The following is a 15,361-nucleotide window of genomic DNA, read 5'->3' as shown; positions in this document are numbered from 1 at the left end:
GCAGGCTTGGGCGTGTGCATTTTCGCCTTGTCGCTTCAGGTATTTTTCATGTCGTTACGCATCTGCATTCTCGAAACCGACGTTCTTCGCCCGGAACTGGTCGATCAATACACAGGTTATGGGCGGATGTTCGAATCCCTGTTCTCGCGCCAGCCGATCCCCGCCGAATTCGTCGTCTACAACGTGATGCACGGCAATTACCCGTCAGATGACGAGCATTTCGACGCGTACCTGATCACCGGCTCCAAGGCTGATTCCTTCGGCACCGACCCTTGGATTCAAACCCTCAAAACTTACCTGTTGGAGCGCTACAAGCGCGGCGACAAGCTGCTGGGCGTGTGCTTCGGCCATCAATTATTGGCCCTGCTGCTGGGCGGCAAGACCGAGCGTGCGACCCAGGGTTGGGGCGTGGGCATTCACCATTACGACCTGGCGCCCGCCACGCCGTGGATGACTCCGGCGATGGACAAACTGACCCTGCTGATCAGCCACCAGGATCAGGTCACGGCATTGCCCGAAGGCGCGACGGTCATCGCTTCAAGCCCGTTCTGCCAGTTCGCGGCGTACCACATCAACGATCAGGTGCTGTGCTTCCAGGGGCACCCCGAGTTCATCCACGCGTATTCGCGCACCCTGCTCGATATTCGTCAGGATGCGTTGGGCCAACAGGTGTACAGCAAAGGCGTTGCCAGCCTGGAAGAAGACCACCACGGCACGACCGTGGCGGAGTGGATGATGCGGTTTGTGGCCAACAAGCCAGTCAACGGGAAGCAACCCGCGGCAAGCTGACAACAGCGACGAGCTACAAGCGCTGAGAACTTGCCGCTTGTAGCTCGCCCGCTGCTTCACAACCAGCCCGAGCGCTTGAAGCTCGCAAACAGAATCCCGCACCCGCCCACTATCACCCCCAACACCGCGAAATAGCCGTAATGCCAGCTCAGCTCCGGCATGTTCTGGAAGTTCATCCCGTAAATCCCGGCAATCGCGGTCGGGAACGCCAGGATCGCAGCCCACGCGGCGAATTTGCGTTGGGTCAGGCTTTGCCGCGATGACTCCAGCAACAGGCCGATTTCAATGGTCTGGCTGGCGATGTCCCGCAGGTTGGCCAAATCCTCCATCTGCCGTTTCACATGAATTTCCACGTCACGGAAATACGGGCGCATGTTCTTGTCGATAAAGGGGAAGCTCAGCTTCTGCAACTCTTCCCCGATCTCGACCATTGGCGCTACGTAACGCCGGAGGCGCAGCAGATCCCGTCGCAAGGCGTGGATGCGGTGAATGTCGGCTTCGTTGAGCTCTGTGCTGAGCACGCTGTGTTCCAGTTCCTCAAGCTCGCAATGAATAGCCTCCGTGACCGGCTGATAGTTTTCAGTCACGAAATCGAGCAGGGCATAGAGCACGAAATCTTCGCCGTGCTCCAGCAACAGCGGCCGCGCCTCGCAACGTTGGCGCACCAGGCCGTAGGACTTCGAATCGCCATTGCGCGAGGTGATGATGTAGCCCTTACCCGCGAAGATGTGGGTTTCGATGAAGATCAGCTTGCCGTTCTCGCGGATTGGCGCGTATGTCACGATGAACAGCGCGTCGCCGAAGGTCTCCAGCTTGGGGCGGCTATGGACTTCCAGCGCATCCTCGATGGCCAGTTCATGCAGACAGAATTGCTTTTGTAGCGTGGCCAGCTCTTGAGCGTTGGGCTGCTCCAGGCCGATCCAGACGAAATGCCCGGGCTTTGCGGCCCAGGCAGCCCCTTCGTCGAGGGTGATGTTAGTGACTTTTTTCCCGGCGCTGTAAACCGCGGCAGCAACGACTCGACCCATGATGGTTGGCTTCTTCTTCTAGGAGGACATCACACGCAGCTTAGCGTGCTCTCTCCTGTCAGAGTCGGCCAACTTCGACGAGTTCGAGGGTTTTAGGTGAGTTGTTCAGCGTCGGTTTGGGCAAGTGCCTCGTGGGTGCGCTGCGGGTTGTCCATTTGCTCGATGCAGGCTTGCATCTGGCTGTGGCACAGGGCGATCAGCTCCGGGATGTCATCGCTGGTCAGGCCGGTGGTGGACAATGCGGGCAGCGAGCGAATCATCACTTGGCCGCTGTCCCACTGGTTCAGGCGCATGTCCCGGACGTAGGTGCTGACACACACAGGCACGATGGGCACACCGGCGTCGATGGCCATCTGGAACGCGCCGCGTTTGAACGGCAGCAAACCTTTGCCCTGATTGCGGGTGCCCTCGGGGAAGACCCAGATCGACGTGTCCTGGTGTTGCAACGCCTCGGTGGTCTTGCGAATGGAAAGCCGCGCTCGCAGGGGGTTGCCACGGTCGATCAGCACATTGCCAGCCAGCCAGAACAATTGGCCGAAAAACGGCACCCATTTCAGGCTTTTCTTGCCGATGCAGACAGTGCGTGGCGGCACGATGTTGCCGAGGATAAACAGGTCGTAGTTCGACTGATGATTGGCGACGATCACGCATGGGCGAGAGCGATCGAAATGCGCGCCCATCTGGGCCTTGAGGCGCAGGCGCAGAATCCACATCGCCGGCAGTGCGTAGAGGCGGGCGCACAGGCGGCTGTTGTCGGGGTTGAACGGACGGCAGATGCCCAGTGCCAGACCCAACGCACCGGCGATGACGAAATGCACACCCATCAGCAACATACGCAGGACGAACAGCATGCGAACCACTCTCGTAACAAAAGGTGGCGCAGTGTACGGATGTGCACTTGAATCGGCAAATGCCAGACAGACAGGTGGTATTCGGCGAATTTAAGCGGATGTTTCAGAGAAAGAAACGAGGCAGCCCAGGTCTCCGCGATGCCGCTGAATAAACATGGTCGCCCCTGTAGGAGCGAATTCATTCGCGAAGCGTCGGTACAAACGACGCATCTTCATCGTCTGAACCCTTTTTCGCGAATGAATTCGCTCCTACAGAGAGGGCACCGGGCTGCTCGTCACACTCTCGATGCCGCTCAGGCGCCCTTAAAACTGATGCTGTCGATCCAGCTCGATAGCCTTGTCCAGCGTGTCCAGAAACGCCTTGCGCACCTTCAGTTTGGTCTGCTTGTGCGCCTTCATGTTGATCTTCTTCAGCTGCAAGGCCACGGTGCGTGCGGTGTCGACGAGCTCTTCGGGCGCCACGACCTTGTCCAGAAAACCGGCCTGAAGCGCGTCGTGGGGGGCGAACATTTCACCGTTGATCACCGAGCGGCCAAACGCGCTGTTGCTCAGGCGATCACGGGCCAGTTCGATGCCCGCGTGGTGCATGGTCATGCCGATCTGCACTTCGTTCAGGCCGATGCTGAACGGGCCTTCGACGCCAATGCGATAGTCCGCCGACAGCAGCAGAAACGCGCCTTTGGCCACCGCATGCCCGCCGCAGGCAATCACGATAGGGAAGGGGTGCGACAACATGCGGCGGGCCAGCGTCGAGCCAGCGGCGACCAGGTCCATCGCGGCTTCGGGGCTGGAGGTCATGATTTTCAGGTCATAGCCGCCAGACAGAATGCCCGGCTGCCCGGTGATGATCACCACGGCGCGGTCTTTCTCGGCTTGATCCAGGGCGGCATTGAAAGCAGCGACCACATCGCCGCTGATGGCGTTGACCTTGCCGTTGCTCAGGGTGAGCGTGGCGACGCCGTCGTCCAGTTGATAGGCGACCAAATCACTCATGGCACGAGTCCTTATTGTTGTGAGATGGCGCAGACGTTACTCACCCAATGGGGCAAGGTAAAGCGCTAAGGGTGACTGGCAAGTCAGGGTTTCGGGCCGCGTGGAGGGCAGAAAGGTGCGGCCCGAGGGAGTGGGACGGGGTTTACTCAGGAATGGCGTTTGCGGCGCGGTATTCTTCCCAGTCGATGCCGAGGGTTTCAGCGGCTTCTTTATGGGCTTCAAGTCGCATCGACTTGAGTTGCTCGGGTGTTTCAGCGATGAAAGTCAACGCCAGTTCCCATGTCTCGATGCCTTGGGCCTCTGCTTCATCTTCGAAGGCCCAGCGAATCTGATCTTGCTGGTCTTTCGCGGAAAGGTTTGCGATCTCGGCCTGAAGGGTCGGGTTGGTCACGATGTACTTTGCCAGGGCAGCTTCGGTCCAGTCATTTGCGTTCATGCGAAGAATTTCTCCAATAGAGCGAGCTGTCGTTTTTTGTAGGTCACTGACGTGAAAACCGATTGTGCGGGATGTCGGTCGCGGGTGCCACCCGTAGATGCGCCACCGGTCGTGCTGAAAACGAAAAGGGCCCGCTGATTGGCGAGCCCTTTCTTTAACAGCGGAGGGTCGCTTAACCGATGGCCATCGGCTTCTTCACGTTGCGGTGGGCGTTGCTGCCCAGCAGCGGGTGCGGGCCGTGGTCGCCGTACACGCCCACCGGTTCCGGGAAGGTGCGCACCAACGTGATGTACAGCAGCGCCGCCAGGCCCAGGGTGATCGGCAGGCTGATGTCGATACCGCCTGCCAGATTACCCAAAGGTCCCACGAACTGCCCCGGCAGGTTCACGAAGCACAGGCCCACCACCGCGCTCGGAATCCAGGCGCCCAGACCGCGCCAGTTCCAGCCGTGTTCGAACCAATAATGACCGCCACTTTGGCCACGGGTGAACACTTGGAGGTCCGCCGGGTGGTAGAAGCCACGACGGATGATCAGCCCCAACACCATGATCACGATCCACGGCGAGGTGCAGGTGACGATCAGCACCGCGAAGGTCGACACGCTCTGCACCAGGTTGAAGGCGAAACGGCCGATGAAGATGAAGGCAATGGCTGCGATACCGATCAGAATCGTCGCCTGAGCGCGGTTCAGCAGACGCGGAAACATGCTCGACATGTCCAGACCCGTGCCATACAGCGAGGTGGTGCCGGTGGACATGCCGCCGATGATCGCGATCAGGCACACGGGCAGGAAGAACCAGCTCGGCGACACGGCCAGCAGCCCGCCCACATAGTTGTTGTCAGTGATGTACTGCGGCGCTTGGGTCGCGACGATGGTCGCGGTGCACAGGCCGAACAGGAACGGAATCAGGGTGCAGACCTGTGCCAGAAACACCGACGCCATGATGCGTTTTTTCGACGTGTGCCGTGGGATGTAGCGCGACCAGTCACCCAGAAACGCGCCGAAGGACACCGGGTTGCTCATCGCCAGCAATGCCGCGCCGATAAACGCCGCCCAGAAACCTTCGCTGCCCTGATTCACCGTGCCCGCAAAACCCGCGTCGAAGCTGCCGCTAAACGCGAAGATGCCCAGCAGGAACAGCAGGCTCGACGCGAACACCGCGATCTTGTTGACCCACAGCATGAAGCGGAAGCCGTAGATGCACACCACCAACACCAGCACCGCGAACACGCCGTAGGCGACGGCCAGGGTCAGGTCGTTTTCCGGCAGGCCGACCATGCGCTTGGCGCCGCCGATCAGCGCATCGCCCGAACTCCACACCGACAGCGAAAAGAACGCCACGGCCGTCAGCAACGAGAGGAACGAGCCGACAATCCGCCCGTGAACGCCGAAGTGGGCGCCCGAAGACACCGCGTTGTTGGTGCCGTTCAGCGCGCCGAACAGCCCCATCGGCGCTAGGATGATCGAGCCCAGCACGATGCCGAGAAGGATCGACCAGACACCGGCCTGGAAGGACAACCCGAACAGCACCGGGAAACTGCCCAGCACCGCCGTGGCAAAGGTGTTCGCGCCGCCGAAGGTCAGGCGAAACAGATCGATCGGTGATGCATCGCGTTGAGCGTCCGGAATTTGTTCGACACCAAAGGTTTCGATGCTGGTTGTGGAATGTGACATGACGGATTCCTGCGCGCTGTCGTGTTGTTATGAGGCCGGCATGTGCATGCGGCCCGTACTTTTTCGACCGGATGTCTCGCGGCCGTGGCATTGGCAGTGGTCGGTATCCCGACCGAAAGTGCGTAAACGTTTTGATTCTTATAAATGAACGGGCGCGGCTACGCGGTGTGATCGGGCTGCGCCGACAGGTGTTCGTGACAGCACAACCAACGGCGACCGTCGTGCCGGAAGACGATGGTTTCACGCTCCTGGAACTGGCTTTCTTCTGCGCCGAAACGCACGCGGGTCGCCACGTCGTGCATGAAAATCGCCACGTCACCCTGAAGGCTGATGTGTGCGTTGCTGGAGTGGCAATCGAGCACCGCAAAGCCATCCGCCTGCCAGCCCGCCCACACTTCGCGATAGGCGGCGCGGGACAGCAGCGGGGCGGGGAGGGTGTAGAAGAAAAAGGTCGCGTCTTCGCTAAAGGCGTCGAAATAGGCGTCGGTGTCGTTGCTGGCGAAGGCGGCAACCAGGGCGGCTGCGGCGTGCTGAACGTGTTCTTCGAGGTGCGGGGTGGAGGTCATGGCCGGCTCGTTTTTGTGATTCTGGCGATGGGGCACGACTTTAAGCAGCTCTTACATTCGGTAACATCGTTGCCGATAAATACTTAGTTCAGGAAATTCGGAAGTAATGCTCGTTTGACCTTTATGTGCGCCGGTTCGCTGTGGGCTGCGGAGTGGCCTCTGGCTTCTCGACCAACCACTCACCCCTTTCGCTGCCGTCGTAACCTCCGGCGTCTCCCACGGGATCGAGCCAGGTCGATGATTTACTAACGCCACCAACCCTGTGGGAGCAGCCGGAGCTGTGCGACGGCCGCGAAGGCTATTTCGCGCCGGACTGAAACAGGCTGCCTTTCACCGGCTGGCGAACCCTGCCCCCCGACGGGTCGAAACACGCGCTGTTGTAAATCGGTGCGACACAGCGAGAGGGCACACCCGGAGGAGGTGGGCGGATGGCCTGCATGTGATCGGAAATTTCTTTTTCGTTGGTGATGATGATCCGGCTGCGTCGACTGACCTGCAGAATTTCGGTGGCGTTTTTATTCAGCCGATCAGGGAAATCCCGCTCCTCCCAATCGCTGGACAGGCGCGACTGGCCGGGACGCTGCGGCATCGCCTCACCCACGTAATCCGGACAGGGGGTCGAAGCAAAGCTGATCTTGCCGTCCCGCGCGACGCACTTGAACACATCGGCGCTGGCCGCTTCAGTGAGAACCAGTGCAATGCCCGTCAGCGCGAATAACAACCCTTTCATTGAAGCCCTCCCTGTGTGGCGCAAGGCTACCACCGGAAAGAGGGGCTGTCAGCGGGCGGCGACAGGTGTCAGTGGGTTTCGTGACTGGCTTTCTGCACCTTGGCCAGTGCCAGCGCAACGAACATATCGGCATCGCCCTGCAACACCCGCAGATGATCCTCGACGTGGTCGGCATTGCTGGGCTGCTCCTTGGTGTCCACCAGGCGCGTGACCTCACACAGCGCATTGGCCGTCACCCACAAGCTTTGTCGCAACTGTCCGATAATCCTCACTACACTTTCGGCGCTGTCGTGATCGTCATCAGGCCGACCGAGGGAAGGCAGCATCGGCACCTCCATCCGGTTGTTCGAATCGATGCCGGTGACGACACGGCTGATGTCGACGCCAGCCGCCGCGATACGAAACAGATAATCGGCCCGGGGCAAACGCTGCCCACTTTCATAATGACCTTGAGCATTCGCTTCGACGCCACCGATGGCGCCCAAGGCGCTCTGGGTGAGCTTCAAGCGTTTTCGTTCCTGTTTCAGGCGTTTGCCAATACCGTTCATCAACCTACTCCTGCGAAATCCGCGTCCTTTTTTCGTTCTGATGGCCGCGCAATGGGGGCTGGAATACGGGCTGGGTGATCTGACGCAAAACTAGCCTCGTACGTGATCGTTTCCCTCCGAACAGAGGTCACGACGCATAGACATTAGCGCCTCGAAAGGCGGGATGAAACGCTTTCCGATGTTCTGCGAGAAGTTAGTGAACGGCGTAGCCAAAACCCGGCCAGAAACCTTCTGGTCGGATGTACGACTCATCCGTTCGAATGCGTCAGCCTCGTGATCAATGGCTCGATGGCCGGGCGCCGCGCTTGCCATTCGGCTTTGGTGATACCCAGCAACACGACATCAAGGCGCTGACCCTCCTTGATGATGTTTTGTCGACGCACGCCCTCGATCTGAAACCCGAACTTCTGATGCATCTTGATCACCGCCGGATTGCTCGCCAGCACCTCGCAATTCAGCTTCTCAAGCCCCGCTGCATTAAAGGCATGATCGAGCATCCAGAACTCCACCTGACTCCCCAGCCCCTTGCCCTGCAAACGCGCATCCAGATAAAACGCCCAATCCGCCGTCTTCTGCGCGGCATTGATCGCACTCAACGACACCACCCCCGCCACCGCCCCGTCGAGCATCGCCACAAACACCGACTGCCGAGCGTTTCCCACCAACGATGCGAGCCAGTCGTCATGTTCCGATTGAGTGATTTCGTGGGAGGTGTACATGAACCTGCGCACGTCTTCCTGATTCCGGAGCAGCCGCACGGCGGATTGAATGGCGGGAGCGGATTCGATCAGGGGGGTGAAGTGCATGGGGAGACTTCCGTGTGGCAGAGAATTCAAGGCGGATGATCGCCCAGATACATTTTGTAAGGGAAGGGCTTACGCTTTGTTTTCGCCGGGTGTAAGGTTGTGCCTTACACTCGCGCCATGATCAAAAGCTTCCGACATAAAGGCCTGAAGGCCCTCTACAAAACTGGCAATGCTCGTGGCGTCATGGCAGATCATGTTTCCCGACTCAGGCGTTTGCTCGCTTTGCTGGATGTGGCCACCGTTCCAAGTGACATGGACCGTCCTGGCAATAGACTTCATCCCCTCAAAGGCGAGCTATCGGGCTATTGGTCAGTAAGCGTTTCGGGTAACTGGCGGGTGATCTACCGGTTTGATGGCAACGACGTCGAGTTGGTCGATTACCTCGATTACCACTGAAAGGAGAATGGAAATGACCCTGTTCAACCCTCCCCATCCGGGAGAAGGCCTTCGTGAAGACGTGCTGCCTGCGCTCGGTCTGACCATCACCGCGTTGGCTGCGCACCTTGGATACTCGCGTGGGCAGTTGTCGACGGTACTTAACTGCCGAGCGGCCTTGTCAGCGGATCTGGCCTGGCGTCTGGAAATGGCGGGGCTCGGCAGTGCCAAAGCCTACTTGGCCGAGCAGGCGGCGTACGACCTTTGGCAAGCACAGCAGCGCGAGATGCCGCACATTACTCGTCTCGCGGTCGCTTAACGACTTTCAAACGAAAAAAACCACGAAGCCCCTGCAATTCTTGAAAGAATTCAGGGGCTTCGTGTTGTTGCGAATGTGGCGGTGAAGGAGAGATTCGAACTCTCGATACAGTTTCCTGTATACACACTTTCCAGGCGTGCTCCTTAAGCCACTCGGACACTTCACCGTATCTCTTCAGACGTTCAGTCTGTCGAGGCGCGCTAATGTATTCGAAGTCTCTTTCGAAGGCAAAGCTTTTTTTCAGATTTTTCATGCGGTTAAGCAGAAAAGCGCGAAGCCCCGGCGTCTTTTCAGAGCCGGGGCCTGTTGTTGCGGGGCGCGACGGGGGGATCAGGCGCCAAAGCCGCCGTCGATGGTGAGGCTGGCGCCGGTAACGTAGCCCGCTTCAGGGCCTGCCAGGTAAGCAACCATGGCGGCGATTTCTTCGGATTTGCCGTAGCGCGGCACGGCCATGAGGCCCAGCAGGGTTTCGGCGAAGTCGCTGTTGGCCGGGTTCATGTCGGTGTCGACCGGGCCGGGCTGTACGTTGTTGACGGTGATGCCGCGTGGGCCGAGGTCGCGGGCCAGACCTTTGGTCAGGCCGACAAGGGCGGATTTGCTCATGGCGTAGACGCCGCCACCGGCGAAGGGCATGCGGTCGGCGTTGGTGCTGCCGATATTGATGATGCGACCGCCTTCCTTCATATGCACGGCGGCTGCCTGAGTGGCGATGAACACGCTGCGCACGTTGATGGCGAGGGTGCGGTCGAAGTCTTCCAGCTTGAAGTCTTCCAGCGGGGCGATGGCGAGGACGCCCGCGTTGTTGACCAGGATGTCCAGGCCGCCGAAGGTTTCAACGGTTTTGGCGACGGCGTCGCGGATGTCCTGTTCGCTGGCGCTGTCCGCCTTGATCGCCAGGGCTTTGCCGCCGCTGGCGGTGATGCTGTCTTGCAGGGCGCGGGCTTTGTCTTCGGAACTGACGAAGGTGAAGGCAACCGCTGCACCTTGTTCGACCAGACGTTTGACGATGGCTGCGCCGATGCCGCGGGAGCCGCCTTGAACCAGTGCTGTTTTGCCGGTGAGGTTGGTTGGGTGAGTCATGTCGATCTCCTGTAACCAGTAAGTAGTGAGTGGATGGGCGTCAGTATCCTGCGTGGATTAGGTTCTCGGTAGCGGGTAATCGCGATAGTCTGTGTAAACCAGAAGTTGTGAATGAGTGCGATGGAAAACTTCAGCAGTATCGAATGCTTCGTCCGCAGTGCCGAGGTCGGCAGCTTTGCCGAGGCCGCGCGCCGTCTGAGCCTGACGCCTGCCGCGGTGGGCAAGAGCGTCGCCAAGCTGGAGACGCGGCTGGGCGTGCGGCTGTTCCAGCGTAGTACGCGTCGGCTGACTTTGACGGAAGCGGGGCAACGATTTCTCGGCGAGGTGCGCACCAGCTTCAACACGATCCAGAACGCCGTGGCCAATCTGGCCAGTGCCGAGGGCAGTCCGGCGGGCACGTTGAAGGTCAGCGTCGGGACGATTTTCGGGTGCTTGTACGTGGTGCCGCTGTTGGGCGAGTTTTTGCGGCGCTATCCGGCGATCACCCCCGACTGGCATTTCGATAACCGGCAAGTGGATCTGATCGGTCAGGGTTTTGATGCGGCCATCGGCGGTGGGTTCGACCTGCCCCAAGGCGTCGTCGCACGCAAGCTTGCACCCGCTCACCGTGTGCTGGTGGCCTCGCCGGAGTGGCTTGAGGCTCACCCGAACCTGCGTCATCCCGATGAGTTGAGCGAGTGCGACGGCATTCTGATTCGTTCACCCCAAACGGGTCGCATCCGCTCCTGGCCGCTCACTCATCGCAATCAGGAGCAGACCTCGTTGCGCCTCAAACTGCGCATGACCATGAGCGATTCGGAAGCAGCCTGTCTGGCGGCCGGGCAGGGCCTCGGCGTGGCGCTGGTGAGCATGCCCTTCGCGGTGCCGTATCTGCACAGTGGCACGTTGCGGCGGGTGTTGCCCGATTGGTACGTCGAGGACGGTCACGTCTGCATTTATTACAGTGAGCACAAGTTGCTGCCCGGTAAGACCCGGGCCTTTGTCGATTTCATCATCGAGCAGTTTGCCGGACAGCAGTGGGCGCGGCATTTCAGCGCCATTTGATTGAGAGAACACGATGGATATTTCCCGCAAGGCCGCGTTGGTCATCATCGACATGCAACAAGGCATCAATCACCCGAAACTGGGGCGACGCAACAACCCCGAGGCCGAGCAACAGATGCTGGCGTTGCTCGCCGCGTGGCGCGACAGCGGGCGCACGGTGATTCATGTCCGGCATTTTTCCCGTTCACCGGATTCGGTGTTCTGGCCCCAGCAGTCCGGGGTGGAATTCCAGCCCGAGTTTCTGCCCTGGGACGGGGAAGGGGAGCTGCATAAGCAGGTGCCGGACGCGTTCTGCCATTCAGCGCTGGAGGGCTGGTTGCGAGCGGACGGGATCAATCAGGTGGTGATCGTGGGGGTGGTGACCAACAACTCGGTGGAGTCCACGGCCCGCACGGGAGGCAATCTGGGGTTTGAGGTGATCGTCCCTCATGACGCCTGTTACACGTTCGATGGCGCGGATTTTTTTGGCAAGGCGCGTAGTGCCGAAGATATTCACGGCATGTCGCTGGGGAACCTGCACGGGGAATATGCGCAGGTGGTGGGGACCGAGGACATTCTGCGGGGGCTCCTGTAGCCGCACGACTTTGCTGGCGATTTTTCGGACGTCACCGTCAGCTAGCCGTGCTGCCACAGGGGTACATGTATACAGCGAACCTCTGTAGGAGCGAAATCATTCGCGAGGCGGCGGTACATCTGACACATCAATGTCGCCGGGCAGATTTTTCGCGAATGAATTCGCTCCTACAGGTTTAGCGTTCCGGCAATGAAAGGTGTGTGACTCCTCTATAGCTTGAATCGCGCCATCTGCGCGGCGAGATGTTCGGCCTTCTGCGACAACTTCTGGCAGTCCTCGCGGCAGGTCTTCACATCGCTGACGGTGGATTGCGCCAGGTCGGCGATGCCCTGCACGTTGCGGTTGATCTCTTCGGTCACGGTGCTTTGTTCTTCCGTGGCCGCCGCGACCTGATGGTTGCGGTCGGTGAGTTCTTCGACGTGTCCGGCGATGGCGTCCAGCGAATGACCGGTACGACGACTGGCTTCAACGCCGGTGCCTGTGGCGGCCTGACCGGCACGCATCGACGTCACGGCCTGATCGGCGCCGGTTTTCAGCTCGCCCATCATCTGCTGAATTTCCGTGGTGGCGCTCTGGGTGCGACCCGCCAGCGTCCGGACTTCATCAGCAACCACGGCAAAACCACGGCCCATTTCCCCCGCGCGAGCCGCTTCGATGGCCGCGTTCAAGGCCAGCAGGTTGGTCTGTTCGGAAATGCTGCGAATCACGCTCAACACCTGATCGATGGTCGAGATCTGGGTGGCCAGATTCTCTACCGCACCCGCCGCCGTGCCCACGCCGTTGGACATGCTTTGAATGTGGCTGATGGACTCGCCGACCACGCGTTTGGCCGACACCGCTTCCTGATGGGTATTACGCGACACATCAGCAGCGGCGCCGGCGTTGCGGGCGATTTCCTGCACGGTCAGGCCCATTTCGTGAACGGCGGTGGCGACCATGTCCGTCATCTGTTGCTGCTTGAGCGCGCGGGTCGAGGTGCTGTCGACCACCCGCGCCACGTCCACCACGCTGTGCCGCACCTGCTCGGTCGTCTGCAGCACGTCGCCGATCAGCAGGCGCAGGCTTTCGATGAAACGGTTGAAGCCCCGGGCCAGATCGCCCAGTTCGTTGGCGCGGCTGTCGTCGAGACGCCGAGTCAGATCACCCTGGCCGCCGCCGATGTCCACCAGCGCGTTCGTCACTTGCTGAATCGGCCGGACGATGCCCCGCGCAATCCAGGCGACAAAACCGAGGAAGCACAGCACCACTGCGAGGCTGATCGCTGAAATCGTCGTCAACGCGTCTTTCGCCGGGCCATAGACTTCGGCCAGCGGTACTTCGCTCACCAGCGTCCAGCCGAGAGAGTCCACGGGTTTGGCCACCGCCACGTAAGGCTCGCCGTTGCGTTCGAACTCCAGCGCCTGGCCCTTGCCGCTTTGGCTGAGCAGGGTGCGGGAAGCCGCATCGCCCACCAGTTGCGTCAGCGATTCGCGGTCGTTGAAATCAGCATTCGGGTGCACCTTGATCTTGCCGTCGGGGCTGACCAGGTACACCTGACCCTCTTTGCCGAAGTGGAAATCACGGACCATTTGCGACAGCGCACTCATGCTGAAACCCAGGCCCGCCACGCCGACCACGGTGCCGCTGTGCTCGATGCGCTGGTTAATGAACAGCGTTGGCACCTTGGTCGTGGCATCGATATCGATGTCCAGCGAGCGACGCTTGTTGCTGTCGAGGAAACCGTAGAACCAGTCGTTGTCCGCCGGGCCGCGTTGCAGGGTGCGGTCAGCGCCTTTGTTGGTGATGTAGTGGCCGCTGTCCTTGGCGACGATGAAGGTGGTCAGCGCGTTGTGCTGTTCCTTGATCTTCGCCAGGTAGCGGATGAAGGCCGCCTGTTGCGCAGGATCTTCGCCATTGCCGAGCCAGTCCGAGACCAGCGTGTTGTCGCCGATGTCGCTGGCCGCCGTAAGAGGCGCCGCCAACAGCCGTTCGAGGTCGTTGCGGATGGCATCGACGCTGGCGGGCATGGCCTGTTGCAGTAGATAACGATCGGTCAGCCTGTTCAGGGCAAAGGCGTAGATGCCAATCACGATCAGGCTGCTGATCACCAGCGCGGCCCCCATGCTCAGGGTCAATTGCCACTGAATACTCTTTCGCCAGACAGGCATGGAAAACTCCACAAATACGCGCGCACAACCACGATGGAACAGTGCTGGTGGGTGCGGCGGAGCAATAAATGGGCCATGAAACTGATCAAGTGGTCAGATTATGAAGGCCATACACGTCCGTAACCCTCTGATTCAAAGGTCGTGATCCGTCTGACGTTTTGTTTCAAAAGGATTTCAAAGATAAGTTGTGCACAAAATATGAGTATTTTTGGAACAAAAATAAGTCGAGCTCACGCTTTGTGCGCGAGAAGCGTGCGGTAAACGCTCGCCCTGCCATTCGGCTGACGCCGATGTTCGCCGGCCTGCTCACGCCGTCGTCGTTCCGTCATCTGCCACACACAAAACGGTCATTCGCGATTGATATAAGCCTCTGCAACTGAAAAAACATGTCATTCCCGCAGAGCCATGGACGTGAGCGCATGAAAATACTGATCACCGGGGCCGCAGGTTTCATCGGCTATCACACGGCAAAGCGTCTGTGCCGTGACGGTCATCAGGTGGTGGGGATCGACAACCTCAACAGCTATTACAGCGTCGAGCTGAAACAGGCGCGGCTGGCGCAGTTGGCCCCTCACGGCAACTTCCAGTTTCAGAAGCTGGACTTGACGGACAAGCAAGGTCTGCTGGACCTATTCGCTGAGCAGCGTTTCGACCGGGTCATTCACCTCGCCGCTCAAGCGGGCGTGCGTTACTCCATCGACAGCCCCGACACCTACGCGCAAAGCAATCTGGTGGGGTTTCTCAACGTGTTGGAAGCCTGCCGGGCTCACACGCCGGCCCATCTGATTTATGCCTCCAGCAGCTCGGTCTATGGGCTCAACCAGAAGCTGCCTTATGCCACTCGCGACGCGGTGGATCAGCCCATTTCCTTCTATGCCGCGACCAAACGCGCCAACGAGTTGATGGCGCATTCCTACGCGCACCTCTATGGCATTCCTACTACGGGGCTGCGCTTTTTCACCGTATACGGCCCGTGGGGAAGGCCAGACATGGCGCTGTTCAAGTTCACCGACGCGATCCTCAAGCGCCGTCCCATCGAGGTCTACAACGACGGTGCCATGTCCCGGGATTTCACCCACATCGACGACATCGTCGAAGCCCTTGTGCGCTTGATTCCACTGCCGCCCGAGGCCGCAAACGGTGCGCCGAACAAGGTCTACAACATCGGCTTCGGCTCCCCGGTGAAGCTGCTGGATTTCATCGAATGCATCGAAGACGCGCTGAACACGCGAGCCATCAAGCACTTTCTGCCGTTGCAGTCGGGAGACGTGCTCAACACTTGGGCTGACACCCGCGAGCTGGAAGAGCGGGTCGGTTTCCGGCCGCAGGTCACGGTGTCCACCGGTGTGCCGTCGTTCGTCGATTGGTACTGCAGCTATTACCGGGTTTAACCGTTCTCT

17 protein-coding genes, 1 tRNA gene and 1 pseudogene are annotated in these 15,361 nt (G+C 59.8%); 6 read left to right on the top strand and 13 right to left on the bottom strand.

The features are described 5' to 3' along the window. The first annotated feature begins 48 nt into the window (after window positions 1-48). Window positions 49-789, top strand: a complete 741-nt coding sequence (locus tag ACIQAL_RS07825) for an amidotransferase (protein ID WP_401144205.1) — start codon at window positions 49-51, stop codon at window positions 787-789. Window positions 790-845: 56 nt separating this feature from the next. Here the strand turns inward: ACIQAL_RS07825 and ACIQAL_RS07820 are convergent, their stop codons facing one another. From ACIQAL_RS07820 to pseH, 9 genes are all read right to left on the bottom strand, one after another. Beyond that, entirely contained in the window at window positions 846-1,817 is a 972-nt protein-coding gene (locus ACIQAL_RS07820; protein ID WP_166594968.1) for a magnesium and cobalt transport protein CorA, read from the bottom strand. Window positions 1,818-1,909: 92 nt separating this feature from the next. Further along, window positions 1,910-2,668 carry a 1-acylglycerol-3-phosphate O-acyltransferase gene (locus tag ACIQAL_RS07815; RefSeq protein ID WP_401144204.1) on the bottom strand — a complete coding sequence of 253 codons (759 nt, stop codon included), beginning with the start codon at window positions 2,666-2,668 and terminating at the stop codon, window positions 1,910-1,912. Window positions 2,669-2,971: 303 nt separating this feature from the next. Next, complete coding sequence (locus ACIQAL_RS07810; RefSeq protein WP_401144202.1) at window positions 2,972-3,661, bottom strand: crotonase/enoyl-CoA hydratase family protein; 690 nt, start codon at window positions 3,659-3,661, stop codon at window positions 2,972-2,974. Window positions 3,662-3,803: 142 nt separating this feature from the next. Further along, a complete protein-coding gene (locus ACIQAL_RS07805) occupies window positions 3,804-4,097 on the bottom strand; it encodes a DUF6388 family protein (protein ID WP_401144201.1) in 294 nt (97 codons plus the stop codon). Between the two features lie 172 nt (window positions 4,098-4,269). After that, complete coding sequence (locus tag ACIQAL_RS07800; protein WP_401144200.1) at window positions 4,270-5,772, bottom strand: purine-cytosine permease family protein; 1,503 nt, start codon at window positions 5,770-5,772, stop codon at window positions 4,270-4,272. 158 nt (window positions 5,773-5,930) lie between these two features. Continuing rightward, window positions 5,931-6,338 carry a YybH family protein gene (locus tag ACIQAL_RS07795; protein ID WP_401144198.1) on the bottom strand — a complete coding sequence of 136 codons (408 nt, stop codon included), beginning with the start codon at window positions 6,336-6,338 and terminating at the stop codon, window positions 5,931-5,933. A gap of 298 nt (window positions 6,339-6,636) precedes the next feature. Beyond that, entirely contained in the window at window positions 6,637-7,068 is a 432-nt protein-coding gene (locus ACIQAL_RS07790) for a DUF4124 domain-containing protein (RefSeq protein ID WP_401144196.1), read from the bottom strand. Window positions 7,069-7,136: 68 nt separating this feature from the next. Continuing rightward, on the bottom strand, window positions 7,137-7,616 hold the full coding sequence (locus ACIQAL_RS07785) for a helix-turn-helix domain-containing protein (RefSeq protein ID WP_401144195.1): 480 nt from the start codon (window positions 7,614-7,616) through the stop codon (window positions 7,137-7,139). Window positions 7,617-7,864: 248 nt separating this feature from the next. Then, window positions 7,865-8,422, bottom strand: coding sequence for a UDP-4-amino-4,6-dideoxy-N-acetyl-beta-L-altrosamine N-acetyltransferase (gene pseH / locus ACIQAL_RS07780; protein WP_401144193.1), 558 nt, complete (start codon window positions 8,420-8,422; stop codon window positions 7,865-7,867). Between the two features lie 117 nt (window positions 8,423-8,539). Here pseH and ACIQAL_RS07775 point away from each other — a divergent pair, with 117 nt between their 5' ends. Beyond that, window positions 8,540-8,818 carry a type II toxin-antitoxin system RelE/ParE family toxin gene (locus tag ACIQAL_RS07775; RefSeq protein WP_401144547.1) on the top strand — a complete coding sequence of 93 codons (279 nt, stop codon included), beginning with the start codon at window positions 8,540-8,542 and terminating at the stop codon, window positions 8,816-8,818. A 13-nt stretch (window positions 8,819-8,831) separates the two neighbouring features. Next, on the top strand, window positions 8,832-9,116 hold the full coding sequence (locus ACIQAL_RS07770) for a HigA family addiction module antitoxin (protein WP_401144191.1): 285 nt from the start codon (window positions 8,832-8,834) through the stop codon (window positions 9,114-9,116). Between the two features lie 76 nt (window positions 9,117-9,192). On the opposite strand, the gene ACIQAL_RS07765 is transcribed toward ACIQAL_RS07770, so the two are convergent. Together ACIQAL_RS07765 and ACIQAL_RS07760 are read right to left on the bottom strand one after the other, a co-directional pair. Next, window positions 9,193-9,282: transfer RNA gene (locus tag ACIQAL_RS07765), tRNA-Ser, on the bottom strand. Between the two features lie 164 nt (window positions 9,283-9,446). Then, entirely contained in the window at window positions 9,447-10,196 is a 750-nt protein-coding gene (locus tag ACIQAL_RS07760) for a 3-oxoacyl-ACP reductase family protein (RefSeq protein ID WP_341963740.1), read from the bottom strand. Between the two features lie 120 nt (window positions 10,197-10,316). Here ACIQAL_RS07760 and ACIQAL_RS07755 point away from each other — a divergent pair, with 120 nt between their 5' ends. Continuing rightward, window positions 10,317-11,240 carry a LysR substrate-binding domain-containing protein gene (locus ACIQAL_RS07755; RefSeq protein ID WP_401144546.1) on the top strand — a complete coding sequence of 308 codons (924 nt, stop codon included), beginning with the start codon at window positions 10,317-10,319 and terminating at the stop codon, window positions 11,238-11,240. 13 nt (window positions 11,241-11,253) lie between these two features. Next, complete coding sequence (locus ACIQAL_RS07750; protein WP_401144189.1) at window positions 11,254-11,814, top strand: cysteine hydrolase family protein; 561 nt, start codon at window positions 11,254-11,256, stop codon at window positions 11,812-11,814. 209 nt (window positions 11,815-12,023) lie between these two features. Here ACIQAL_RS07750 and ACIQAL_RS07745 read toward each other — a convergent pair whose 3' ends face one another. Continuing rightward, entirely contained in the window at window positions 12,024-12,752 is a 729-nt protein-coding gene (locus ACIQAL_RS07745) for a methyl-accepting chemotaxis protein (RefSeq protein ID WP_401144544.1), read from the bottom strand. A 129-nt stretch (window positions 12,753-12,881) separates the two neighbouring features. Continuing rightward, a pseudogene (locus ACIQAL_RS07740) lies at window positions 12,882-13,820 on the bottom strand (cache domain-containing protein); the annotation flags it as partial. 560 nt (window positions 13,821-14,380) lie between these two features. Between ACIQAL_RS07740 and ACIQAL_RS07735 the strand changes: the two are divergent. Continuing rightward, a complete protein-coding gene (locus ACIQAL_RS07735; RefSeq protein ID WP_401144187.1) occupies window positions 14,381-15,352 on the top strand; it encodes an NAD-dependent epimerase in 972 nt (323 codons plus the stop codon). The last annotated feature ends 9 nt before the right edge of the window (window positions 15,353-15,361 follow it).

Source organism: Pseudomonas sp. NPDC088368 (assembly GCF_044753445.1).
GTDB lineage: Bacteria > Pseudomonadota > Gammaproteobacteria > Pseudomonadales > Pseudomonadaceae > Aquipseudomonas > Aquipseudomonas bambusae.
This window is presented reverse-complemented; position numbering and strand designations above follow the sequence as displayed.